22 protein-coding genes are annotated in these 23,710 nt (G+C 68.1%); 5 read left to right on the top strand and 17 right to left on the bottom strand.

Features of this window, described 5'->3' with window-relative positions:
• Positions 1 to 3: 3 nt before the first annotated feature.
• The 5 genes from E6C76_RS16890 to E6C76_RS16870 form a co-directional block, all read right to left on the bottom strand.
• Complete coding sequence (locus E6C76_RS16890) at positions 4 to 384, bottom strand: RidA family protein (RefSeq protein ID WP_136349420.1); 381 nt, start codon at positions 382 to 384, stop codon at positions 4 to 6.
• 85 nt (positions 385 to 469) lie between these two features.
• Positions 470 to 913 carry a flagellar assembly protein FliW gene (fliW, locus tag E6C76_RS16885; protein WP_136349419.1) on the bottom strand — a complete coding sequence of 148 codons (444 nt, stop codon included), beginning with the start codon at positions 911 to 913 and terminating at the stop codon, positions 470 to 472.
• Positions 914 to 991: 78 nt separating this feature from the next.
• Complete coding sequence (locus E6C76_RS16880) at positions 992 to 1,531, bottom strand: SPOR domain-containing protein (protein ID WP_136349418.1); 540 nt, start codon at positions 1,529 to 1,531, stop codon at positions 992 to 994.
• Positions 1,528 to 2,103 (bottom strand): DUF2802 domain-containing protein, encoded by a 576-nt coding sequence (locus tag E6C76_RS22305; protein ID WP_211090258.1) that lies wholly within the window; start codon positions 2,101 to 2,103, stop codon positions 1,528 to 1,530. Before E6C76_RS22305 ends, E6C76_RS16880 begins: the two co-directional genes overlap by 4 nt.
• 4 nt (positions 2,104 to 2,107) lie before the next feature.
• Positions 2,108 to 3,394 carry an O-acetylhomoserine aminocarboxypropyltransferase/cysteine synthase family protein gene (locus E6C76_RS16870; RefSeq protein ID WP_136349417.1) on the bottom strand — a complete coding sequence of 429 codons (1,287 nt, stop codon included), beginning with the start codon at positions 3,392 to 3,394 and terminating at the stop codon, positions 2,108 to 2,110.
• A gap of 73 nt (positions 3,395 to 3,467) precedes the next feature.
• On the opposite strand from E6C76_RS16870, the gene E6C76_RS16865 reads away from it, so the two are divergent.
• Positions 3,468 to 4,241: a YdcF family protein gene (locus tag E6C76_RS16865; RefSeq protein WP_136349416.1), complete on the top strand. Its 774-nt coding sequence runs from the start codon at positions 3,468 to 3,470 to the stop codon at positions 4,239 to 4,241.
• Here the strand turns inward: E6C76_RS16865 and E6C76_RS16860 are convergent, their stop codons facing one another.
• Positions 4,242 to 5,042 (bottom strand): enoyl-CoA hydratase, encoded by an 801-nt coding sequence (locus tag E6C76_RS16860; protein WP_136349415.1) that lies wholly within the window; start codon positions 5,040 to 5,042, stop codon positions 4,242 to 4,244. It abuts the gene before it with no gap.
• Between the two features lie 232 nt (positions 5,043 to 5,274).
• Here E6C76_RS16860 and E6C76_RS16855 point away from each other — a divergent pair, with 232 nt between their 5' ends.
• The 3 genes from E6C76_RS16855 (at position 5,275) to E6C76_RS16845 (ending at position 9,319) form a co-directional block, all read left to right on the top strand.
• Positions 5,275 to 5,784 (top strand): sigma-70 family RNA polymerase sigma factor, encoded by a 510-nt coding sequence (locus E6C76_RS16855; RefSeq protein WP_136349414.1) that lies wholly within the window; start codon positions 5,275 to 5,277, stop codon positions 5,782 to 5,784.
• A 4-nt stretch (positions 5,785 to 5,788) separates the two neighbouring features.
• Positions 5,789 to 6,793 carry a FecR domain-containing protein gene (locus tag E6C76_RS16850; RefSeq protein WP_136349413.1) on the top strand — a complete coding sequence of 335 codons (1,005 nt, stop codon included), beginning with the start codon at positions 5,789 to 5,791 and terminating at the stop codon, positions 6,791 to 6,793.
• An 87-nt stretch (positions 6,794 to 6,880) separates the two neighbouring features.
• Entirely contained in the window at positions 6,881 to 9,319 is a 2,439-nt protein-coding gene (locus E6C76_RS16845; RefSeq protein WP_136349412.1) for a TonB-dependent siderophore receptor, read from the top strand.
• Between the two features lie 211 nt (positions 9,320 to 9,530).
• Here E6C76_RS16845 and nqrF read toward each other — a convergent pair whose 3' ends face one another.
• The 6 genes from nqrF to E6C76_RS16815 are packed head-to-tail and all read right to left on the bottom strand — an operon-like array spanning position 9,531 to position 15,391.
• Entirely contained in the window at positions 9,531 to 10,754 is a 1,224-nt protein-coding gene (gene nqrF / locus E6C76_RS16840) for an NADH:ubiquinone reductase (Na(+)-transporting) subunit F (RefSeq protein WP_136349411.1), read from the bottom strand.
• A 13-nt stretch (positions 10,755 to 10,767) separates the two neighbouring features.
• The gene (gene nqrE, locus E6C76_RS16835) at positions 10,768 to 11,376 is read right to left on the bottom strand and encodes an NADH:ubiquinone reductase (Na(+)-transporting) subunit E (RefSeq protein ID WP_136349410.1); all 609 of its coding nucleotides are present in this window, start codon (positions 11,374 to 11,376) and stop codon (positions 10,768 to 10,770) included.
• A complete protein-coding gene (locus E6C76_RS16830; protein ID WP_136349409.1) occupies positions 11,376 to 12,041 on the bottom strand; it encodes an NADH:ubiquinone reductase (Na(+)-transporting) subunit D in 666 nt (221 codons plus the stop codon). The genes nqrE and E6C76_RS16830 overlap by 1 nt, the downstream gene beginning before the upstream one ends.
• A gap of 2 nt (positions 12,042 to 12,043) precedes the next feature.
• Positions 12,044 to 12,832, bottom strand: coding sequence for a Na(+)-translocating NADH-quinone reductase subunit C (locus tag E6C76_RS16825; protein WP_136349408.1), 789 nt, complete (start codon positions 12,830 to 12,832; stop codon positions 12,044 to 12,046).
• On the bottom strand, positions 12,822 to 14,036 hold the full coding sequence (locus E6C76_RS16820; RefSeq protein ID WP_136349407.1) for an NADH:ubiquinone reductase (Na(+)-transporting) subunit B: 1,215 nt from the start codon (positions 14,034 to 14,036) through the stop codon (positions 12,822 to 12,824). Before E6C76_RS16820 ends, E6C76_RS16825 begins: the two co-directional genes overlap by 11 nt.
• 2 nt (positions 14,037 to 14,038) lie before the next feature.
• The gene (locus E6C76_RS16815; RefSeq protein WP_136349406.1) at positions 14,039 to 15,391 is read right to left on the bottom strand and encodes a Na(+)-translocating NADH-quinone reductase subunit A; all 1,353 of its coding nucleotides are present in this window, start codon (positions 15,389 to 15,391) and stop codon (positions 14,039 to 14,041) included.
• Positions 15,392 to 15,916: 525 nt separating this feature from the next.
• Here E6C76_RS16815 and E6C76_RS16810 point away from each other — a divergent pair.
• The gene (locus E6C76_RS16810; protein ID WP_136349405.1) at positions 15,917 to 17,023 is read left to right on the top strand and encodes a Fic family protein; all 1,107 of its coding nucleotides are present in this window, start codon (positions 15,917 to 15,919) and stop codon (positions 17,021 to 17,023) included.
• A 61-nt stretch (positions 17,024 to 17,084) separates the two neighbouring features.
• Here the strand turns inward: E6C76_RS16810 and E6C76_RS16805 are convergent, their stop codons facing one another.
• From E6C76_RS16805 to E6C76_RS16785, 5 genes are read right to left on the bottom strand one after another with little or no spacing between them, the layout of a single operon-like run.
• Positions 17,085 to 17,570 carry a PaaI family thioesterase gene (locus tag E6C76_RS16805; protein ID WP_230976301.1) on the bottom strand — a complete coding sequence of 162 codons (486 nt, stop codon included), beginning with the start codon at positions 17,568 to 17,570 and terminating at the stop codon, positions 17,085 to 17,087.
• Positions 17,571 to 17,601: 31 nt separating this feature from the next.
• Positions 17,602 to 18,801, bottom strand: a complete 1,200-nt coding sequence (locus E6C76_RS16800; RefSeq protein ID WP_136349403.1) for an acetyl-CoA C-acyltransferase — start codon at positions 18,799 to 18,801, stop codon at positions 17,602 to 17,604.
• A 27-nt stretch (positions 18,802 to 18,828) separates the two neighbouring features.
• The gene (locus E6C76_RS16795; RefSeq protein ID WP_136349402.1) at positions 18,829 to 21,210 is read right to left on the bottom strand and encodes a 3-hydroxyacyl-CoA dehydrogenase/enoyl-CoA hydratase family protein; all 2,382 of its coding nucleotides are present in this window, start codon (positions 21,208 to 21,210) and stop codon (positions 18,829 to 18,831) included.
• A gap of 53 nt (positions 21,211 to 21,263) precedes the next feature.
• Complete coding sequence (locus E6C76_RS16790) at positions 21,264 to 21,674, bottom strand: acyl-CoA thioesterase (protein ID WP_136349401.1); 411 nt, start codon at positions 21,672 to 21,674, stop codon at positions 21,264 to 21,266.
• A gap of 25 nt (positions 21,675 to 21,699) precedes the next feature.
• Entirely contained in the window at positions 21,700 to 23,679 is a 1,980-nt protein-coding gene (locus tag E6C76_RS16785) for a 3-hydroxyacyl-CoA dehydrogenase NAD-binding domain-containing protein (protein WP_136349400.1), read from the bottom strand.
• Between the last annotated feature and the right edge of the window lie 31 nt (positions 23,680 to 23,710).

The following is a 23,710-nucleotide window of genomic DNA, read 5'->3' as shown; positions in this document are numbered from 1 at the left end:
TGCTCAGCCGAGCACCAGCACGGCGTCGGCCTCGACCAGTGCGCCGCGCGGCAGCTCCTTGACGCCCAGCGCGGCGCGCGCAGGATAGGGCTCGGTGAAGTAGCGCGCCATGATCTCGTTGACCTTGGCGAAGTTGCCCAGATCGACCAGGTAGATGTTCAGCTTGACCGCGTCGGCCAGCGAGCCGCCGGCCGCCTCGGCGACCGCCTTGAGGTTGTCGAACACGCGCACGGTCTGCGCCTCGAAGCCGTCCACCATCTGCATGGAGGCCGGGTCCAGGCCGATCTGGCCGGAAACGTATACGGTATCGCCGGCACGCACGGCCTGCGAGTAGGTGCCGATGGCGGCGGGCGCGGCGGGGGTGGAGATGATGCTGCGGGTCATGGCTGCTCCAGTCGGGGTTGCGGAATGGGACGCCCGGAACGAAACCGCCCGCGCGCGGCGGGCGGCGGACGGGCGAAGACGGCGCTCAGGAGCGGGCGCGCAGGGTGATGTCGCAGTCCATCTTGCCGATCACTTTCTGCAGGCCGCGCCGGGCCGCCACGTTGAGCACCAGCGGGGCCATGAAGTTGGCGCGCAGGCCGGCGGTGGACGGCGTGCCCTGCTCGGCGTCGTCCTTGCGCAGGATCACCGCGACCAGGGCCTCGTCCGGCGAGGTCAGGCCCAGCACCGCCTGTTCGTCGTCGCTCAGGGAGAATTCGTAGTGGATGCCGAAGGAAGCCGGTTCGGCCAGCGAGAAGGCTACCTCCGGATCGTCGGCGCTTTGCAGCAGCACCAGCGAGGTATCACTGCCGTCCTCGTGCACCAGGGCGAAGCGGGTGCAGGATTCGAAGCCGGGCAGGCCGGCAGGGAATTCAATGATCTTGTCTTCGGCGATCTCGAAGGTGCCGAACAGCGCGCTCTCGATTTTCATCCCTGCTCCTTGCATGGCGTTCGATTGGTCGATGGTCGACTATAGCAGCGCCCGCGCGGGGCGCAACGCCGCCTTGCGTCAGGGCGCGCGCGGCGGCACCACGATGCCGGCATCCAGCCCGGAGGCGCGCAGCTTTTCCTGGGCCTGTTCGGCGGCCGCGCGGTCCGGGTAGGGACCGAGCACCACGCGGCTCTCGATGCGCGCGCCGAACCCGGCGCGCACCAGTTCGTCGCGCCGCCGTTCGGCATTTTGCTGGGCGCCGAACACGCCGAGCTGCAGCACGTGCCCGGCGGGCGAGGCGACGATGTGGATCGGTTCGCGCGCGGCCTCCGCGGGCGCGGCGGCGGGCATGCCGGCGGCCTGCACGGTGGGCACGTCCTGCGCGGGCAGATCCTCGGCGGCCGGCAACGGCTGCGCGGCGGGCAGCGCAGGCGCCGGCATGGCGGCCAGCGATGGCGAGGCCGGCGCGGGCGGCGCCGGTTCCCTGCCCGTCCACACCAGGATCAGCACCAGCACCCCGGCCAGCAGCGCGGCCAGCAGGGCCTTGCGCAGTGGTGCGCGGGCGCCGGGGGACGTATCGGCCTGCGCAGGGGCTGGCGCCCGCCGTTTGCGTTTCATGCGTCCTCCTGTCCTGCACCGCGCTGGGTCATCGAGCGCACCAGTTCGGCCTCGGCCACGGTGATGCCGCAGCGCTCGGCGATGGCCTCGGCATCCAGGCCACGGCGGGCGAACACCAGCGCCTCGTCATACTCGGGCGATACGCCCTGCCCGCTCAGGTTGGCCTCCAGCTGCTCGCGCAGCGTGCGCACGCTGTCCACCAGATCGTCGATGACCTGGCGCTGCATGGTCTGCTCGGATTGCAGGCGGGTCAGGTCGCCGCGCAACTGGCGCAGCTCCAGTTCCAGCTTGAAGCGCTCCGCCACGGCGGCGGCCGATTCGGCCGTGGCGGATGCCGCCACCGGGGCGGCGGGCGCGGACGTGACGGCGGGCCGGGGCGCGTAGTTGAAGCCGGCCTCGTCGATCTCCTCGTCGTCGTCCCCATCGTCCTCGACGGGTTCGTTGCGCTCCGGCGCCGCTGGCACGGCGGCGCGCCTGGCCGCGCGGCGTGCCGCCACGGCGCGGCGTGCCTGCACGATGGCGTAGGCGACCAGAACGAGAATCAGCAGGACGAGGACGGTGCGCAGGCTCATCGCATCAGCCCGCCGCCTTCGCCAGGGCCTGTTCGAGATCCCAGAGGATGTCGTCGATGCTTTCGATGCCCACCGACAGGCGCACCATGTCCGGCGGCACGCCGGCGGCGCGCTGCTCCTCTTCGGAAAGCTGGCGGTGGGTGGTGGACGCCGGGTGGATCACCAGGCTGCGCGCATCGCCGATGTTGGCCAGATGGCTGAACATCTGCAGGGCCTCGATGAAACGCTCGCCGGCCGGCTGGCCGCCGCGGATGCCGAAGGACAGCACCGCGCCGGCGCCCTTGGGCAGGTAGCGTTCGGCCAGCGCGCGGTCCGGCGTGTCCGGCAGGCCGGGGTAATTCACCCAGACCACGCCCGCATGGGCGGCGAGGAATTCCGCCACCGCCAGGGTGTTGGCGACGTGGCGCTCCATGCGCACGTGCAGGGTCTCCAGCCCCTGCAGCAGCAGGAAGGCGGAGAACGGCGCGAGGCTCTGCCCGAAGGTACGCAGCACCTCCATGCGCGCCTTCATGCAGAAGCCGAAATCGCCGAAAGTCTCGTAGAAGCGCACGCCGTGGTAGCCCTCGGAGGGCTCGGTCATCTGCGGGAAGCGCCCGTTGTCCCACGGGAAACGGCCGGACTCCACCATCACCCCGCCCAGCGTGGTGCCGTGCCCGCCGATGAACTTGGTGGCCGAATGCACGACGATGTCCGCGCCGTGCTCGATGGGCCGGCACAGGTAGGGCGAGGCCAGGGTGTTGTCGATGACCAGCGGCACGCCGGCCTCGTGGGCGACCGCGGCCACCCCGGCGAGGTCGAACACGTTCAGGCTGGGGTTGCCGATGGTCTCGCCATACACGGCCTTGGTGCGTTCGTTGATCGCCGCGCGGAAGTTGGCCGGGTCGGACGGATCGACGAAGCGCGTGACGATGCCCAGGCGGCGCAGGCTGACGTCAAGCTGCGAATGGCTGCCGCCGTACAGCGTGCGCGCGGCGACGATCTCGTCGCCGGCCTGGCACAGGGTCAGGAAGCAGGTCATCTGCGCCGCCAGCCCGGACGAGGTGGCGAGCGCCGCGCGTCCGCCTTCCAGCGCGGCCACGCGCTCTTCCAGCACCGCCACGGTGGGGTTGGAGATGCGCGAATAGACGTTGCCGAAGGTCTGCAGGTTGAACAGCGAGGCAGCGTGTTCGGCCGAATCGAAGACGAAGGAGGTGGTCTGGTGGATCGGCACCGCGCGCGAGCCGGTGACCGGGTCGGGCTGTTGGCCTGCGTGCAGGCAGAGCGATTCGATGCCGTAGCGATGATCGGGCATGAGACGGGCGCGGCGGCGCGCGGGAAAAGGATTGCGGGGATAATACTGGCGCCCTCCCCCCGCGACAATGCATATGAGCCTGGACTTCGCCCTGCTGCTGTTCTGGAGCAAGAAACTGCTCGCCACGCTGCTGTTGCCGCCGATCGGCCCGTTGCTGCTGATCGCCGCCGGCCTGCTGCTGACGGCCCGCCGCCCGCGCGCCGGGCGCGTGCTGGCCTGGAGCGGGCTGGCCATCGCCGTGCTGCTCACCCTGCCGGCGGGCAGCGCGCTGCTGCTGGGCGGCCTGGAAGCGCGCGCGCCGATCGGCGCCGCCGAACTGGAACGCGCCGAGGCCATCGTCGTGCTGGGCGGCGGGCGGCGCGACAACGCGCCGGATTTCGGCGGCGAGACGATCAACCGCCTGACCCTGGAACGCGTGCGCTACGGCGCCCGCCTGGCCCGCCAGAGCGGGCTGCCGGTACTGGTCAGCGGCGGCGCGCCGGGCGGCGGCATCCCCGAGGCCACGCTGATGCGCCAGGCCCTGGAGGAGGAATTCGGCGTGCCGGTGCGCTGGGCCGAACGTGCCTCGCTGGATACCCGGCAGAACGCGCAATTCTCCGCCGTGCTGCTGCACGCGGCCGGCGTGCGGCGCATCGCCCTGGTCACCCATGCCGCGCACCTGCCGCGCGCCCGCGCGGAATTCGAGGCCGCCGGGCTGGAGGTCATCGACGCGCCCACGGCCTGGCTGGGTTTTCCCGGCGGCACGCCCCGCGCACTGGATCTCCTGCCCGGCGCCGGCGCTGCCTACGCCAGCTGGATGGCCACGCACGAGTGGCTGGGCCGGCTGGCCTACCGGCTGTCGCGCTGATCAGCCGGCGCCGAAGGACGGCTTGCGCTTTTCCAGGAAGGCGGTGACCCCTTCGGCGAAATCGGCATTGGCCGCGCAGCGCGCGAAGGCGCCGCCTTCGGCACGCAGTTGGGCTTCCAGCGCCGCATCGTGCGAATCCGCCAGCAGCCGCTTGATCTCCGCGTAGGTGTGGCGCGGCCCGGCGCGCAGGCGGGCCGCCAGCCGGGCGGTCTCTGCGTCCAGCTCGGTGGCCGGCACCACGCGGCTGACCAGGCCGAGGCGCAGGGCTTCCTGCGCGTCGAAGCGCTCGGCGAGCAGCAGCAGTTCGGCAGCCTTGCGGCGGCCCACCTGGCGCGGCAGGAAGTACGACGCGCCGCCGTCGCCGGACAGCGCGATGGACGAGTAGGCGGTGGTGAACACCGCGTCGTCCGCGCAGACCACCAGGTCGCAGCCCATCATCAGCGACAGGCCGAAGCCCGCGCAGGCGCCGCGCACCCTGGCGACCACCGGCTGGGGCAGGCCCTGCAGCAGCAGCACGGTGGGGTTGATGTAGCGCTCGATCATCGCGCGGAACACCTCCAGGCGTTCCTCGGGCGAAAGATGCAGGTTGCGGGCGAAATCCTTCAGGTCGCCGCCGGCCATGAAGTGCTCGCCGGCACCGCTGATCACCACCACGTCCACGTCGGTCGCGGCGGCCAGACGGGCGGTGGCCTCGTGCAGATCCTGCATCATTTCCACCGACAGCGCGTTGAGCGCCGCCGGGCGGTTGAGGGTCAGGGTGGCAATGCCCTGGTCGATGTCGAGCAGAACGGTGTCGGTCATGGCGCTTGTCTCCGGTGAGCCGCCCTGTCGGGCGGTTTGTGTTGTGCGTGGCAGTCTACCGGACCATGGCAGCGGCGGGCATCTCGCGCTTCGCCCCCGCGCGCCGGTGTCGGCGACCAGCCATCCCGCGGAGAACCGGCCAAACTCCGGACGATTGACGCCAACCGCATCGACGCCAGAGAATAAGAACGATTCTCGACATCCAACGCTCCCGCCGTCTCCGGAGAGGCCCGTGCCCGCCATCCATCCCGTCGCCGAACTCTATGCCGAACACCAACGCTGGCTGCTCGGCTGGCTGCGCCACAAGCTGGGTTGCCAGCACCAGGCAGCCGACCTGGCCCAGGACACCTTCCTGCGCATTCTCGGCAGCCGCCAGGGCAAGCTCGCCGACCTGCGCGAACCGCGCGCCTACCTGACCACCATCGCACGCGGACTGCTCATCGACCAGTTCCGCCGCCGCGAACTCGAACGGGCCTATCTCGAATCGCTGGCCGGCGAGCCAGAAGCCACCGCGCCCTCGCCGGAACAACGGCAACTCGCGCTGGAAGCGCTGATGGAAGTCGACCGCCTGCTCGACGGGCTTCCCGCCAAGGCCCGCCGGGCCTGGCTGCACAGCCGCCTCGACGGCCTGAACCATGGCGAGATCGCCGCCCTGCTGGGCGTTTCGGTGCCGCGCGTACGCCAATACCTCGCCACCGTCGCCCGCCATTGCTACGAATTGCGTTTCGGCACCGCCGAGTGAAGCGATGACGGCCAACGCGGACGACCAGCCGGTTTCCCGGCGCGTGCTCGACCAGGCCATCGACTGGCAACTGCGCCTGGACGGCAACGACGCCGCCGAACTCGCCGCCCACCGCACATGGCTCGCCGCCCACCCCGACCACGCCCGCGCCTGGCGGCAGCTCGCCAGCCTCGATGCCGAACTCGTCGGCCTGCCCGCACAAGCGCCGGTCCGCGCCGCGCTCGGCCGGGCGCGGCGCAAGGCCGGCTGGAAAACCGCCTCCCGCCCGCTCGCCCTGCTCCTCGCCATCGGCCTCGGCGCCGCCGTGCTCGACCGCCATCAGCCGGTCGCCGGCCTGCTCGCCGACTATCGCAGCGGCACCGGCGAACGGCGCACCGTGACGCTGCCGGACAACACCGTCATCGTCCTCAACGCCCGCTCCGCGGTCGACCTCGAATTCGACGAAAACACCCGCGCCATCCGGCTGCGCGACGGCGAGATCCACATCCACACCGCCCACGCCGACCCGTCGGAACAGCGGCCGTTCGTCGTGCTGACCGCGCAGGGCAGCCTGCATGCCCTGGGCACCCGCTTCATCGTCCGCCGCGACGGCGACACCACCTGGCTGACCGTCACCGAATCCGCCGTCCTCGCCCGCCCGGCCTCCTGCCCGCCCGACCGCGCCAGCGCCTGCGCAGCCGAACGCAGGGTCGAAGCCGGCCGCCAACTGCGCCTGGGCGACGGCGCAACCGGCGAAATCCAGCCCGCCGCACCGGAAGCCGACGCCTGGACCGACGGCATGCTCATCCTCGACGGCGAGCCGCTCGCCGCCGTCGCCGCCCGACTCGCCCGCTACCGTCCCGGCCTGCTGCGCGTGGCACCGGAAGTCGCTGACCTGCGCGTCACCGGCACGCTGCCGCTGGACGACGGCGACCGGGCGCTGGCCGCGCTGGCCGCCTCGCTGCCGGTACGCATCGTCCAGCACGGCGGCTGGCTGGTGCGTATCGAAGCGCGGCACGCGCAGGAATAATTTTTCCGTTTCCCTCTATCGCTTTTTCGAACTGGCTCGGCAGACAGGGAAAGACGCTTTTCCCCATCCACTCCCGGAGTCTGCCCGATGACCCAACACTGCTCTCCGCGCCCCATCGCACTGGCGCTCGCCCTTGCCCTGGCCGGCGCCCTCCCGCACGGCGCCGTCGCCCAGCCGGCCGCTACCGTCAGCCAGCAAAACTACGACCTGCCCGCCGGGCCGCTGGCCGCCACCCTCAACCGGATCAGCCGCGAGGCCGGCCTGACGCTCACCGTAGACAGCCAACTGGTCGGCAGCCGCCGGGCCGCACCGGTACGCGGCACGCTCTCCCCGGAACAGGCCCTGCACGCCGCCCTCGCCGGCAGCGACCTCGAACTGGTGAAAACCACCGCCGGCACCTACACCCTGCGCCCCGCGCCGCCGGCTACCGGCGGAGAAACCTCGCTCAAACCGGTGACCGTCACCGCCACTGCCGAGCGCAGCGGCACCACTGAAGGCACCGGCTCATACACCTCGGGTGTCGTGACCATCGGCAAAGGTGAGCAGTCCCTGCGCGAAATTCCACAGGCGGTATCCGTCCTGACCCGGCAGCAAATGGACGACCGGGGGGTCACCGACATCCGCAGCGCATTGCTCACCGCTCCCGGCGTCACCACGGTGGCCAACGATCCCGGCGGCCATTTCTATTCGCGCGGCTTCTTCATCCAGAGCTATCAGTTCAACGGCGTGCCGCTCGAACGCCAGTTGTACGCACGCGGCTCGGCATTCAACAGCGACATGTCGATATTCGATCGCGTGGAGATCATGCGCGGCCCGCAGGGATTGTTCGAAGGCGAGGGGGATCCGTCCGGCTCCATAAATCTGGTGCGCAAACGCCCGACACACGCGTTGCAGCTCGGCCTCACCGCCAAGGCCGGCTCATGGGAACGCTACGGTGCCCAGGTCGATCTTTCCGGTCCGCTGAACGAAAGCCGAACCATCCGCGGACGTCTGATCGTGAACTACGAACAGGCAGACTCCTTCCGCGACCACATCGACTCGAAGGAACGCACCGTCTATGGCGCTTTCGACATCGATCTCGGCCCCGCCACCACGCTCGGGTTCGGCTTCAGTCGGGAAAAGCCGGAAGGTACGATCGACTGGGGTGGGCTGTCCGGCTATGCGGACGGCAGCATGCCGCACTACAGCCGCTCGACCAATCTGGGCGCCCGCTGGGGCCACGCCGACAAGACCCAGGACACCTGGTACGCCGACCTTGTCCACCGCTTCAACGACAACTGGAAGTTCAAGGCATCACTGGTTGAAGTACGCGAGTCCAACGACATCAAGTACCTGCTGCGCGCCGGCCGGCTCGGCCCACCGAACACCGTGCGCGGCGATGCCTACGCCTTCGACATGTACTCCAAGAACCTCGGTGGCGACTTCCACGTCACCGGCGACAGCACGGTTCTCGGCCGCAAGCTCGCGCTGACCGCGGGTGCAAACTTCTCGCGCCAGCGCAGCGCCGACCTCTGGGGCTGGATCCGCAACTACGAAGAACTGGGCGGTGCCTATGACCGGCCCAGCGTTTCTCCCGAGCCCAGCATGGCCGACATCCTGGCCGCAAACCGCATGGACGACGGCTATCGTTCCAACAAGAAAGGTTTGTATGCCATGGGCCGCTATCAGCTCGCCGAACCGCTTTCCCTGGTTCTCGGCACACGTCTGTCGTCCTTCGAGCAGACCTATGTGTCGGACGGCATCTGGGGCTACTCGGCAAGCACCGCCAAGGAAAGCAAGAAACTCACGCCCTTCGCCGGACTGACCTATGCGGTCAACGGACAGTGGTCGGTGTATGGCAGCTATGCGGAAATCTTCAAACCGCAAAGCCAGCGCGACGTTTCAGGCAGCTTCCTGGCACCGGTCAGTGGCGTCAGCTATGAATTGGGGCTGAAAGGGGAATTGTTGGGTGGACGGGTCAACACCGCATTTGCGCTCTTTCGGACCAAGCAGAAGAACGTCGCGTTCGAGGACGGCTCGGTTCCCCAAGACATCGCCGATATCCGCTGCGGCGGTACCTGCTACACCTCGTCGGCACACTTGCTGAGCCAGGGCTTCGAGGCCGAAGTGAGCGGTGAAGTGGCACGGGGTCTGCAACTGGCCGCGTCCTACACCTATACGCACACCCGTTACCGCAGCAACGACGTGCCTTCGGTGGGCTACGACATCTCGGCCAATACCGGCGTGCCGCAGCACATCGCGCGTGTGTGGGGCAACTACCGCCTGCCGGGCGAATGGAGCCGCTGGACCGTGGGCGGCGGTCTGCGCAGCCAGAGCCATTCCTCGGACTTCGCCTATTTCGGACGCACCCAGGGCGGCTACACGCTGTTCGATGCGCGCATCGGCTACCAGATCGGCAAGAACCTTTCGCTCGCGCTCAATATCGACAACCTGACGGATAAGAAGTACTTCCAGTCCATCAGCTACGACAATAATTACTACGGCGCGCCGAGGTCCTTCCTGCTGACCTTGCAGTACGGACTGTAATGTCTGCCTGACGATCTGTACGGGCAGTCGGCGAGCGGGGAAGCGCGTTGTCCCTTGTCGCGATACGGCGCCTCACTCCGGCGCCGTTTTTTTCATGGGGTGCGGAATCGGGGATAGCCCGCGGCTTCACAGCGCGCGCCCATGTGATGCCAGAAATCATGCGCACTTCCGGGTGCCAAGGTTCAAACCAGGTGACCCAGCAGTCGCCCGCTCAGCCACCGAAATCGTCGAGCAGAATGTTCTCGCGCTCCACGCCGAGGTCCAACAGCATCTTGATCACCGCGGCGTTCATCATCGGCGGGCCGCACATGTAGAACTCGCAGTCCTCCGGCGCCGGGTGGTCCTTCAGGTAGTGCTCGTACAGCACGTTGTGGATGAAGCCGGTGGGGCCGTTCCAGTTGTCCTCGGGCAGCGGGTCGGAGAGCGCCAGATGCCATTTGAAGTTGGGGTTCTCCGCCTGCAGCCGGTCGAATTCCTCCACGTAGAAGGCTTCGCGCAGCGAACGCGCGCCATACCAGAAGCTGATCTTGCGCTGGCTGTTGAGCCGCTTGAGCTGGTCGAAGATGTGCGAGCGCATCGGCGCCATGCCCGCGCCGCCGCCGATGAACACCATCTCGTGGTCGGTGTCGCGCGCGAAGAACTCGCCGAAGGGGCCGTACACGGTGACCTTGTCGCCCGGCTTGAGGCCGAACACCCAGGAGGACATCTTCCCCGGCGGGATGTCGTCGCGCCCCGGCGGGGGCGAGGCCACGCGGATGTTGAACTTCACCAGGCCCTTTTCGTCCGGGTAGTTGGCCATGGAATAGGCGCGGATCACCGTCTCGTCCACCTTGGAGACGAAGCGCCACATGTCGAACTTGTCCCAGTCGCCGCGGTATTCGTCCTGGATGTCGAAATCCGCGTACCTGACCACGTGCGGCGGGCATTCGAGCTGCACGTAGCCGCCGGCGCGGAAATGCACGTCCTCGCCTTCGGGCAGGCGCAGGGTGAGTTCCTTGATGAAGGTGGCGACGTTGGGGTTGGACGCCACCGTGCATTCCCACTTCTTCACGCCGAACACTTCTTCCGGCACCACCACCTTCATGTCCTGCTTCACCGCCGTCTGGCACGACAGGCGCCAGCCCTCGCGGGCCTCGCGCTTGGTGAAGTGCGGCTCCTCGGTGGCCAGCATGGAGCCGCCGCCTTCGGTGACCACGCATTTGCACTGCGCGCAGGTGCCGCCGCCGCCGCAGGCCGAGGGCAGGAACAGGCCGTTTTCCGCCAGGGTCTGCAACAGCTTGCCGCCGGCAGCCACGGTGAGTTTCTTCTCTCCGTTGATGTCGATGACGACGTCGCCCGAGGACACCAGGACGGAGCGCGCGATCAGAATAATCAGCGCCAGGATCAGCACCGTGGCGGTGAACATGCCGATGCCGAGAATGATTTCTGCGTTCATCTTCTCCGCCCCCTTACAGTTGCACGCCCGAGAAGGACATGAAACCCAACGACATCAGGCCGATGGTGATGAAGGTGATGCCCAGGCCCTGCAGGCCGGCGGGCACGTCGCTGTACTTGAGCTTCTCGCGGATGGCGGCCAGCAGGGCGATGGCCAGCGCCCAGGAGAACCCGGAACCCACTCCATACACCACCGACTCGCCGAAGGTGTAGTCGCGCTCGACCATGAACAGCACGCCGCCCATGATCGCGCAGTGCACCGTGATCAGCGGCAGGAACACGCCCAGCGCGTGGTACAGCGCCGGCACGTAGCGGTCGAGCAGCATTTCGAGAATCTGCACCGTCGCGGCGATGATGCCGATGAAGGACAACAGGCCGATGAAGGACAGATCCACCTCCGGCAGCCCCGCCCAGGCCAGCGCACCCTCGGCCAGGAAGGTGTGATAGACGAGGTTGTTGAGCGGCACCGCGATGGTCTGCACCACCACCACGGTGGCGCCCAGGCTGATCGCCGTCTCCACCTTCTTGGAAATGGCGATGAAGGTGCACATGCCCAGGAAGAAGGCCAGCGCCATGTTCTCGATGAACACAGTGCGCACGAAGAGGCTGATGTAATGCTCCATCAGTAGGCCTCCTTGTGCGTCTGCGGGGCCATCTTGAACTCGGTGTGTTCCACCTGGCGGGTCTTCCAGGCGCGCAGCCCCCAGATCAGGAAGCCGATCAGGAAGAAGGCCGAGGGCGGCAGCAGCAGCAAACCATTGGGCTGATACCAGCCACCGTCGGTGACCGCCGGCAGGACGGTCACGCCGAACAGCTTGCCGGCGCCGAACAGTTCGCGCACGAAGCCGACGGCGATCAGCACCGCGCTGTAGCCCAGGCCGTTGCCGATGCCGTCGAGGAAGGACAGGCCCGGCGGATTCTGCATGGCGAAGCCTTCCGCGCGCCCCATGACGATGCAGTTGGTGATGATCAGCCCGACGAACACCGAGAGTTGCTTGGCGAGGCCGAATGCGAACGCCTTGAGTATCTGGTCCACCACGATCACCAGCGAGGCGATGATCACCACCTGCACGATCATGCGGATCGAACTGGGAATCTGGTTGCGGATCATCGACACGAACATGCTGGAAAAGCCGGTGACCAGCGTGAGCGCGATGGACATCACCAGCGCGGTGTTCAGGTTGCTGGTGACCGCCAGCGCCGAACAGATGCCGAGGATCTGCAGGGCGATGGGGTTGTTGTTGAACAAGGGATTGAGCAGGACTTCCCTAGCAGTGGGCTTGGCCATGGTCACGCCTCCTTGGAACGCAGCCTGGCGAGGAAGGGGCCGAAGCCCTGCTCGCCGAGCCAGAAATGCAGCAGATTGTTGACACCGTTGCTGGTCAGCGTGGCGCCGGCCAGGCCGTCGACCTGGTAGGCCGCCAGGGTGCCCTGCGGGTCCACCGAGCCCTTGACGACCTGCACCGCCAGACGGCCCTCGCCGTCGAACAGGCGCTTGCCGGCCCACTGCCCGCGCCAGCGCGGATTATCCACTTCGCCGCCGAGACCCGGCGTTTCCGCGTGCTCGTGAAAGCCCAGGCCCACCACGGTGTTCAGGTCGCCCGCCAGCGCCAGAAAACCGTGCAGCGTGGACCACAGGCCGTAGCCGCGCACCGGCAGGATCAGCGTCTCGATGCCGCCCTCGGCGTTCTCGACGAGATACACCGTGGCATAACGCTCGCGGCGCTTGATCGAGGCGATGTCATCGGCCGACGGCAAGGTCACCGACAGTTGCGGATCGCGGGCGGACTTGGTGGCGTCGAAGGTTTCCGCGTCGAAGGCATCGCTGAACTCTCCGGTGCCCAGATCGACCAGGCGCGCCTGGATGGTTTCGCCGAACAGCTCGCGCACCTGCGCGGCCGGCAGCTCGCGCCCGCCCATGCCGGCGATCGAAGCGATGCTGCGCTGCTTGTCGAGCAGCTTGTTCTGGATTTGCAGCGGCTTGAGCGAAACCGCCGCCCCGGCGACGAAGACGGAACTGACCAGACTGACCGCCAGCGCCACCAGCAGGGTACGGGATGTGGATTCCTTATTGGACATCGCGCGCGAGCCTCCGCTTGATGTTGGCCGCCACCACGAAGTGATCGATCAGCGGCGCACACAGGTTGCCGAACAGGATGGCCAGCATGATGCCTTCCGGGAAGGCCGGATTGACCACGCGGATCAGCACGGTCATCACGCCGATCAGCGCGCCGAAGATCCATTTGCCGGTATCGGTCATCGACGCCGACACCGGATCGGTGGCCATGAAGATCATGCCGAAGGCGAAACCGCCGACCACCAGATGCCAGTACCACGGCATGGCGAACATCGGGTTGGTGTCCGAGCCGATGGCGTTGAACAGCAGGCTGGTGGCGATCATGCCGCCGAGCACGCCGAGCACGATGCGCCAGGAGGCGATCTTCATCACCAGCAGCACCACGCCGCCGATCAGGATGGCCAGCGTGCTGGTCTCGCCGATGGAGCCCTGCACCGTGCCGAGGAAGGCATCCATCCAACTGATGCCGCTGCCGACGATGGCCTCGATGCCGCCGGAGTTGCCCAGCGACAGCATGGTTGCGCCGGAGTAGCCATCCACCGCCGCCCACACCGCGTCGCCCGACATCTGCGCCGGATAGGCGAAGTACAGGAAGGCCCGCCCGGTGAGCGCCGGGTTGAGGAAGTTCTTGCCCGTGCCGCCGAACACCTCCTTGCCCACCACCACGCCGAAGCTGATGCCCAGCGCCACCTGCCACAGCGGCATGTCCGGCGGGCAGACCAGCGCGAACAGCACCGAGGTGACGAAGAAGCCCTCGTTCACCTCATGCCTGCGCACCATCGCGAACAGCACCTCCCAGAAACCGCCGACGATGAAGGTGACCAGGTAGATGGGCACGAAGTAAGCCGCGCCGTGCACGAAGTTGTCCCACAGGCTACCGGGGTCGAAGCCGGTCAGCGCGCCCAGCAGGGCGAAGCGCCAGCCGTCCTGCGCGGCCATCAGCTCGGCGCTGCCGGCAAGGATGCTGTTGGCCTGGTAGCCGACGTTCCACATGCCGAAGAACATCGCCGGGAAGGTGCACAGCCACACGGTGATCATCATGCGCTTGAGGTCCAGGCCGTCGCGCACGTGGGCGGTGGTCCGGGTCACCGATGCCGGCTTGTACAGACCGGTGTCGACGGCCTCATAGACGGCGTAGAACTTCTCGAAGCGGCCGCCCTTTTCGAAGTGATGCTCGATGCTGTCGAGCCAGGAGCGCAGGCCCATGCTCAACCCTCCTTCTCGATGCGCGCGAGATTGTCGCGCAGGATGGGACCGTATTCGTACTTGCCCGCACACACGTAGGTGCACAGCGCCAGGTCCTCCTCGTCCAGTTCCAGCGCGCCGAGTTTCTGCGCCGTGTCGGTGTCGCCGACGATCAGCGCGCGCAGCAGTTGCGTGGGCAGGATGTCCAGCGGCATCACCTCTTCGTAGTTGCCGATCGGCACCATCGCGCGCGGGCTGCCGTTGGTGCTGGTGGTGAAGTCGAACAGGCGGTCTGGAGAAAGCCTGGACAAGTACAGGTTCATCACCGAATGCTTGTCCACCCCGGCGCGCAGGTAATGCAGGAATTCCCGCTCGGTGCCCTCTTCCAGGCAGCTCACCTGCAGGTGGTAGCGCCCCAGAAAGGCACAGGCACCGCGCGAGGTACGCCCGCCGAACACCGAGCCGGAAATCACCCGCGCGGCACGACCGACCTTGACCTCCCCGGCAACCAGTTCATCCAGATTGGCGCCCAGGCGGGTGCGCAGCAGGCGGGGCTGGGCAACCAGCGGCCCGCCCAGCGCCACCACGCGCTCCACCCACAGGCGGCCAGTGGCGAACAGCTTGCCGATGGCGGTGGTGTCCTGATAGTTCAGCTGCCAGACGCTCTTGTGGGCACCGACGGGGTCGAGGAAATGGATGTGGGTGCCGGGCAGCCCGGCCGGGTGCGGACCGGCGAAACCTTCGTAGCGCACCTCGGGCACGCCGGCCTCCGGCACCTGGGCGCCTTCGGCATGGCACACCACCACGCGGGCGATGCGCGCCAGCACGCGCAGGCCGCGCACGAAGTCCTCGCCGTACCCGGCCAGCACCACCTGCGGATCGGCGGCCAGCGGATGGGTGTCGATGGCGGTGACGAAGATCGAATTCGGCCTGGCATCCACCGCCGGCACCTTGCCGAACGGCCGCGTGCGCAGCGCCGTCCACAGCCCGGAGGCGAGCAGGTTCTCGCGCACCGCAGCATCGTCCAGCGCATCGATTTCGGCATCGTCGTAGCGCGCGAACTCGACGGCATCCTCGGCTGCCTCGCCGCCGTCCAGGTCGATCACCACCGATTGCAGCACGCGCTGCTCGCCGCGGTGAACCGCGCTCACCACGCCGGCGGCGGGCGCAGTGTATTGGACCCCCGGCGTCTTCTTGTCGGAAAACAGCACCTGCCCAAGTTTCACCCGGTCACCGACCTGCACTGCCATCGTCGGCTTCATGCCGTGATGGTCGAAACCGATCAGCGCCACGCTGCGCACCGGGCGCCCCGCCTCGATGTGCTGCGCGGGCGCGCCGGCGATGGGCAGGTCCAATCCACGTTTGATTCTAATCATCCGCTTGGCCCATTCATGGAGTGACGACGGGAATTGCCTCCACTTTCCCGCCCGAAACGCGACAACTTCCGCGCGCGATTCCGCACCGCGCGGCACGCGCCCGGCACGAACAAACCTGGGGATTATAAAAGGCAACGGAAAATCTGCCGACCCTTCGGGCACGTCTTTTGCTCTAAGGGTTTTCCACAGTCTTGCGCTTGGGCGGGAGGTCGCTCAACAGCCGGTCCAGACAGGTTCGTCTACTTCCATGGCATACAGAATTACGCACCAGGCATGGCAGATCCGCCCGCGCTGGTTTGCCCGGCATTACCAAACATGCGCTCCACCAAAGCACAATAGGAAGCACGAGCTACCAGTCCACCGATGGCCAGGTTCCGCAAGAAGGCAACCGTCTGGTCAAACGGCCTTTCCGTGGGGGCCAGACAGTTTTTTAACATGAGGCATTTTTCATGTTAAAAAAGAACGAACTTTTCAACATGAGATTTTTCTCATGTCAAATCCGACCTCTGAAAATAGAATTTCTCCATGGTCCTGCAAGCCAACTACGCCATCCCCGACCTGCCGCCGACGAGCGTGGATTTCCAAACGCCGGAACTCCTGATCGCGCTGGTGTCGGCGCATCGCTATCTGGCAGAACTCAAGGGATGTGCCGCAAGCATCCCCAACCAGGGCATCCTCATCAACACCCTGGCCTTGCAGGAAGCCAAGGCCAGCTCCGAAGTCGAAAGCTACGTCACGACGCAGGATGAACTGTTCCAGGCCGACCTGCATATTGCGGAATGGATGTCGCCGGCGGCGAAGGAGGTGTCGCGCTACCGCGAGGCGCTGACGCATGGGTTCGAACGCATGCGGCAACAGCGAGGAATTCTGAGCAACGGCACCCTGATCGCGCTGTTCCAATTGCTCAAGAACAGCAGCGAGACCTTCCGTACCAGCGGGGGCACGGTGCTCAAGAACGAAAGAACCGGTGCCACGGTCTTCGTGCCGCCGCAGGATGGCGCTGGCATCCTGGCGCACATGCAGGCGCTGGAGCGTTTCATCAACGATGAAACCGCCTGCGACCTGGACCCGCTCATCAAGATGGCGCTGATCCACCATCAGTTCGAAAGCATCCACCCGTTCAGCGACGGCAATGGCCGCATCGGACGGATTCTGTGCGTGCTGTACCTGGTGCGGAGCGGCCTGCTGGATACGCCGGTGCTGTACCTGTCCCGCTATATCAACCAGCACAAGGGCGATTACTACCGCCTGCTGCAAACGGTGCGCGACGAGATGCCGAACGTGGCTGCATGGCAGGCATGGGTGGTGTTCATGCTGAATGCCGTGGCGGACACGGCGCAGCGTGTCGTCCAGTTGGTGGGCGGCATGCGCGATCTGATGGCCGAAACCAAGCGCCGCATGCGCGCGGACGTGCCCAAGCTGTATTCCCAGGACCTGCTCAATAACCTCTTCCGCCATCCCTACACACGAATCGAGTTCGTACAGCGGGATCTGCGCATCACACGGCAGACGGCAGCACGTTATCTGCGCCAGTTGGCCCAGGTGGGGCTGGTGCAGGAGCACAGCCAGGGCAAGCACCTGTACTTCATCAATGCGCCGCTGGTGCAGTTGCTGGTGCAGGGAGAGAAGTGACGGCCTTCCATTCCACAGCCCAACAACAACCCTGGGGCGAACGGCACACGAGCGGAGCCCCTCAATCCACGCCCGCCAGCTTCGCCCGGTAATGCGCCTTGGTGGCGCAATACACGGTCTTTTCCAACTCCACGTGCACCCGCCCCTGGCCGTCGCGCAGCTCCACCCGGAACACGCGCTCGGTCTCTCCATGCGCCGCCAGGTCGCGGCGCACCGCCTCCACGGTGTCCGCGTCTACGTGGAAATCCGCGTACAGGTGGGAGCGCCCCGGCCGGCGGTAGCGGATGTGGCCGGCCTTGTCCCAGATCACCACGCCGTCGCCCAGTTGCAGGGCGAGCAGCATGGCGAACATGGGGTCGGTGGCGGCGTACAGCGCGCCGCCGAACAGCGCGCCCGCCGGATTCACGGTGCGCCACGAGTGGCGCAGCATGACGCGGATGGTGCGCAGGTCGGCCGAGACGTGGATGACCCGGCCGCCGGTGGCGCGGTACGAGGGGTAGAAGTTGAAGCCCAGACGCAGCAGTGCCGCCCGGAACCGCGGCGGCACCCTGTCGAGGATCCTCGGTCGCACCGCGGCCTCAGACGCGTTCGAACACGCCCGCCGCGCCCATGCCGGTGCCGATGCACATGCTGATCAGCCCAAAGCGCAGCGCCGGATCGCGGCGCATCGCGCTGACCAGCGTGGCGGCACGGATGGCCCCGGTGGCACCCAGCGGGTGACCCAGGGCGATGGCGCCGCCCAGCGGATTGACCTTGGCGGGGTCCATGTCGAGCTGGCGCATCACCGCCAGCGCCTGCGCGGCGAAGGCTTCGTTGAGCTCGGTCCAGCCGATGTCGCCCAGGCTCACGCCGGCGGCCGCCAACGCGCGCGGGATGGCTTCCACCGGGCCGATGCCCATGACCTCGGGCGGCACGCCGGCCACCGCGAAGGAGGCGAAGCGCGCCACCGGCGTGACGTTGTAGCGCTTCAGCGCGGCCTCGCTCATCAGCAGCACGGCGCCCGCGCCGTCGGACATCTGCGAGCTGTTGCCGGCGGTCACCGAGCCGCGCGCGGCGAATACCGGGCGCAGCTTGCCCAGACCTTCCAGGCTGGCATCCGGGCGCGGGCCTTCGTCATGCTCGCACAGGCGCTCGCTGACGCGCACCGTACCGCCCTCGCCCGGCAGGTGGGCATGCACGGTGTACGGGGTGATCTCGTCGCGGAAGCGCCCGGCGGCGATCGCCGCGCAGGCACGTTGGTTGGATTGCAGGGCAAAGGCGTCCTGGTCCTCGCGGCTGACCTGCCATTTGGCGGCCACGCGCTCGGCGGTCAGGCCCATGCCGTAGGCGATGGCGACGTTCTCCGCCTTGTCGAAAATGGCCGGGTTGAGGCTGACCTTGTTGCCCATGATCTGCGGCATGGCGCTCATCGACTCGGTGCCGGCGGCGATCATCACGTCGGCCTCGCCCAGGCGGATGCGGTTGGCGGCGTCGGCCACCGCCTGCAGACCGGAGGCGCAGAAGCGGTTGATGGTGATGCCCGGCACCCGGTCCGGCAGGCCGGCCAGCAGCAGGCCGATGCGCGCCACGTTCATGCCCTGCTCGGCTTCCGGCATGGCGCAGCCGACCACCACATCGCCGATCTCACCGGCGTCCAGCCCCGGCACCTGGCCCACCACGGCGCTCAGCACGTGGGCCAGCATGTCGTCGGGGCGCACGTGGCGGAACATGCCGTTGCGCTTGGACACCGGCGTGCGGGTCGCGGCGACGAGGTAGGCGTCCTGAATCTGTTTGCTCATTGCTTGGTCTCCTTTCGGGCGGGCCGCTCAGTTGCGCAGCGGCTTGCCGGTTTCCATCATGTGCGCGATGCGCTGCTGGGTGGCTTCGGTCTTCAGCAGTTCGACGAACTGCGCGCGCTCCACGTCGAGAATCCAGTGCTCGTCGACACGCGCGTTGGTATCCACCTCGCCGCCGCACAGGGCGGTGGCCGCGGCCTTGGCGACGCGGTAGTCGTGTGCGGAGATGAAGCCGCCCTCGGCCATGTTGATCAGCATCATTTCGCAGGTGGCGATGCCGTTGCGTCCGGCCACCACCACCTGGCGCTCGACCAGCGGCGCGCGCCAGCCGGCCTCGAACATCGCGCGGGCGCGGCGGATGCCTGCGTAGAGCAGTTCATGGGCGTTGAACAGCACGTCGTCCGAAGCCTTGGCGAAGCCCAGCTGCACGGCTTCCAGCGCGCTCTTGGCGACCGTGGCCATGGCGATGGTCTGGAAGGCGGTCTGGATGTACGGGAACACGTCGCCGCCGGCCGCGCGCCGCGCCAGGCGGTGCGCCTGCAGGGCGAATTCCTTGCTGCCGCCGCCGGCCGGGATCAGCCCCACGCCGGCTTCCACCAGGCCGATGTAGCTTTCCAGCGCCATCACGCGGTGTCCGGCGTGCATGGCGAATTCGCAGCCTCCGCCCAGCGCCATGCCCTGCACCGCCGCGACCACCGGCACGCGGGCGTGCTTGAGGGTCATGGAAGCCTGCTGGAACTTGGCGACGGTGCTCTCCAGGCGGTCGAACTGGCCGGCGCGGCAGGCTTCGGAAACCTGCTTGAGGTTGGCGCCCACGGCGAACGGCGCCTCGTGCCACAGCACCACGCCGTCCAGGTCGCGCTCGGCGCGCGCCACGGCTTCGATCAGGCCGTCGAGCACCTCGTCGCCGATGGCGTGCATCCGGGACTTGAAGGACAGGATGCCGATGCGCGCGTCCTGGTCGGGGCGCGTCCACAGGCGCACGCCGTCGTTTTCCCACAGGGTTTCGCCACGCTCGGCGGGCGCCTCGCCCAGCACGCGTTCGGGATACAGCTGGCGCTCGTACACCGGCAGCGTGGAGCGCGCCTCCAGCGCGTTGGTGGTGGCGCTGTACGAACCGGCCGGCTCATGCACGCCGTCGCGCGAGAACACCCAGGCGGGCAGCGGCACGTCGGCCATCGCGCGGCCGTTCTGGATGTCCTCGGCCACCATGCGCGCCACCTCGCGCCAGCCGGCGGCCTGCCAGGTCTCGAACGGCCCCTGCGCCCAGCCGAAGCCCCAGCGCATGGCGAAATCGACGTCGCGCGCGTTGTGCGCGATGTCGCCCAGGTGCACCGCGCAGTAGTGGAACACATCGCGGAAGATGGCCCACAGGAACTGCGCCTGCGGATGCGGACTGGCGGCCAGGCGGGCGAACTTCTCCTTCGGGTCGCGCAGCTTGAGGATTTCCTCCACGTCGGGCGCCACCTCGCCGCCGCTCGGGCGGTAGTCGGCGGCCTGCGGGTCGAGCACCAGGATGCGCTTGCCGTCCTTGCGGAAGATGCCGGCGCGCGTCTTCTGCCCCAGCGCGCCCTTGGCGATCAGCGCGGACAGCCATTCCGGCGCGCAGAAGTGGGCGTGCCAGGGGTCGTCCGGCAGCGTGGCCTGCATGGTGCCGACCACGTGCGCCAGGGTGTCCAGGCCGACCACGTCGGCGGTGCGGTAGGTGGCGCTCTTGGGCCGGCCGATGCGCGGTCCGGTGAGCGCGTCCACCTCGTCGAAGCCCAGCCCGAGGCGCGCGGTGTGGTGCATGGCGGCGAGCATGGAGAACACCCCGACGCGGTTGGCGACGAAGTTGGGGGTGTCCTTGGCGCGCACGATGCCCTTGCCCAGGCGCGTGGTGGTCCAGGTTTCCAGCGCGTCGAGCATGGCCGGGTCGGTATCGCGCGCGGCGATCAGTTCAACCAGATGCATGTAGCGCGGCGGGTTGAAGAAATGGATGCCGCAGAAGCGCCCGCGCAGCGCGGCCGGCATGCCCTCGGCCAGCGCGTTGATGGACAGGCCGGAAGTGTTGGAAGCGAACACGGCGTCCGCGCGGATGTGGGGCGCGACCTTGGCGTACAGGTCCAGCTTCCACTCCATCTTCTCGGCAATGGCCTCGATGATCAGGTCGCAGTCGCGCAGCTTTTCCAGATCGGCGCCGTAGTTGGCGGCGTCGATGAACTGCAGGCGGTCCTTGGTGGCCAGCGGCGCGGGGTCGAGCTTCTTCAGCCCGGCCAGGGCCTTGTCCACCACGGCGTTGGGCTTGCCCTCCGGCGCCGGCAGATCGAATAACAGCACCGGTACGTCGGCGTTGGCGCAATGGGCGGCGATCTGCGCGCCCATCACTCCGGCGCCCAGCACGGCGACCTTGCGGATGTCGAGTCGATTCACTGTGTTCTCCTCCTCTTTTGTATACAGCGCCGCCGCCCTCGCGGCGGCGCGGATCATGCGGGCGGCAGCGGACGCTTGCGCCCCTTGTCGTCCACCGCCACGTAGGTCAGGCGGGCTTCGGTCACTTTCACCACCACCGGGTTCTCCGGGTCGCGCTCGGCGAGCACTTCCACGTCCACGGTCACCGAGGTGTTCCCGGTGGACACCACTTCGGTATAGAAACTCACCAGATCGCCCACCGACACCGGCTGCCGGAAGGTGAAGGAATTCACCGCGATGGTGACCACCCGGCTGCGCGCTCGGCGGCGCGCCAGGATCGACCCGGCGATATCGGCCATGGACATGATCCAGCCGCCGAACACGTCGCCGGCGGGGTTCAGGTCGGCCGGCATGGGCATCACGCGCAGGGCGGGCTGCTTGCCCTCGGGCAGGCGGGTGGGTTCTTCGGCGGGGGTGGCGGTCATCTGGATGCTCCGGAAGATTGCGGGGTCAGCGAACGGCCCCGGCCGCCTCCGTGCTCGGGGCCGGCGCTTCCGCGCCCCGGCGGAAACCGCCGTTGCGCACGAAATGCAGCGGCCCGCCGGTGAACGGCGCGAAGCCGGTACCGAATATAACCCCGGCATCGGCCAGATCGGCATCGGCCACCACGCCCCGGTCCACGCAACCCTGCGCGGCGCGCAGCAGCGGCGTGACGATGCGCTCGGCCAGCCCGGCCGGCACCGCGCCCGGCGCCTGCTTCACCGCCTTGCCGGCGGCCCAGCGGTAATAGCCCTGGCCGCTCTTCTTGCCCAGATGGCCGGCAGCCGCCAGTGCCGCCAGCTTGCCCGGCGCCTCGGCAGCGGCCTCGCCGGCGAGCGCCTTGCCCGCCGCCAGGGCGATGTCCAGCCCCACGGTATCCACCAGTTCCACCGGCCCCATCGGCATGCCGAAGGCCAGCAGCGCCTCGTCCACGGTTTCCGGCGCGATGCCTTCTTCCACGCAGCGCAGGGCTTCCAGCATGTAGGGGCCGAGCACGGCGTTGACCAGGAAGCCGGGCGCCGACTTCACCGGCAGCGGCAGCTTGTCGATGGCGCGCACGAAGGCCGCCGCGCGCGCCAACGCCTGGGCGTCCGAGTCCGCGCCCTGCACCACCTCGACCAGCGGCATCATCGCCACCGGGTTGAAGAAGTGGATGCCCACCAGGCGTTCCGGACGCGCCAGCGCGGTGGCGATGTCTTCCAGGCGCAGGCTGGAGGTATTGGTGGCCAGCACGGCGTCCGGCTTCGCGCGCGCTTCCAGGTCGCGGAACAGCGCCTGCTTGGCTTCGAGGTTCTCGAAGATGGCCTCGATGATCACGTCCGCATGCGCGGCGCCGTGGCCCTGCGGGTCCGGGATCAGGCGGTCCAGCGCGAAACGCGCCGCCCGCGCGTCGCCGCGCAGCTTCTTGTCGTACAGCTTGGCGGCACGCACGACGGCCGGAGCAATGCGCTCCACCGACTGGTCCTGCAGGGTTACCGTCATGCCGCGCAGCGCGCACCAGGCGGCGATGTCGCCGCCCATCACGCCGGCGCCCACCACATGCACGCGGCGCGGGGTGGACTCGCCCTCCTTGCCGAAGCCTTTCAGGCGCTCCTGCAGGAAGAACACGCGCACCAGGTTCTTCGCGGTGGACGAACCCAGGATGGTCGCCATCTCGCGCTCGGCGGCCAGCGCGTTGCCGCCGTGGCGCGCCCAGATGTCGAGGATGGCGTAGGGCGCCGGGTAGTGCTGCGGCCGCGCGCGGGCAGCCACCTGCTTGCGCGCCTGGCCGGCCACCACGGCCTTCAGCGGACCGTTGAGCAGACGCTGCACGAACGGTGCACGCCGCGCCGGACGGCCGGAGACCACCAGCAGGCGCGCGGCGTTTTCCGCCACGCGCGGCGGCACGCATTCATCGACCACCCCGAGACGCGCGGCACGCCGGGCATCCAGGCCCTTGCCGGTGAGCATCAGGTCGAGCGCCGCGCCCGGACCGATCAGTGCCGGCAGGCGCTTCATGCCGCCCCAGCCGGGCACGATGCCGAGCATCACTTCAGGCAGCGCCAGCCGGGTGCCGGGCTCGTCCACGGCGACGCGGTAGCGGCAGGCCAGCGCCAGCTCCAGCCCGCCGCCCAGGCAATGGCCGCGCACCAGCGCGAGGGTGGGATAGCGCACGGCGGCCAGTTGCTCGAAGGCATGCCAGCCGCGCTCGATCAGCGCGCGCGCCGCGGTGGGGCTGTCCAGCGCGGTGAATTCGTGGATGTCGGCGCCGGCGATGAAGCCTGCCGGCTTGGCCGAGGCGATGATCAGCCCGCGCGGCGGCGAGGATTCCAGGGCCGTCAGGATGCGCGTCAGTTCGTTCAGCGCCTCGGCCGACAGGGTGTTGGTGGCGCTTTCCGCGCGGTCGAACCACAGCCAGGCCAGGCCCTCCGCGTCGCGCTCGATGCGCCAGTTCTTGTAGCTCACGGTCATTCTTCTACTCCAGCGGCTATGGGCTGCCGCG

Source organism: Pseudothauera nasutitermitis (genome assembly GCF_004801295.1).
Taxonomy (GTDB): Bacteria; Pseudomonadota; Gammaproteobacteria; order Burkholderiales; family Rhodocyclaceae; genus Pseudothauera; species Pseudothauera nasutitermitis.
This window is presented reverse-complemented; position numbering and strand designations above follow the sequence as displayed.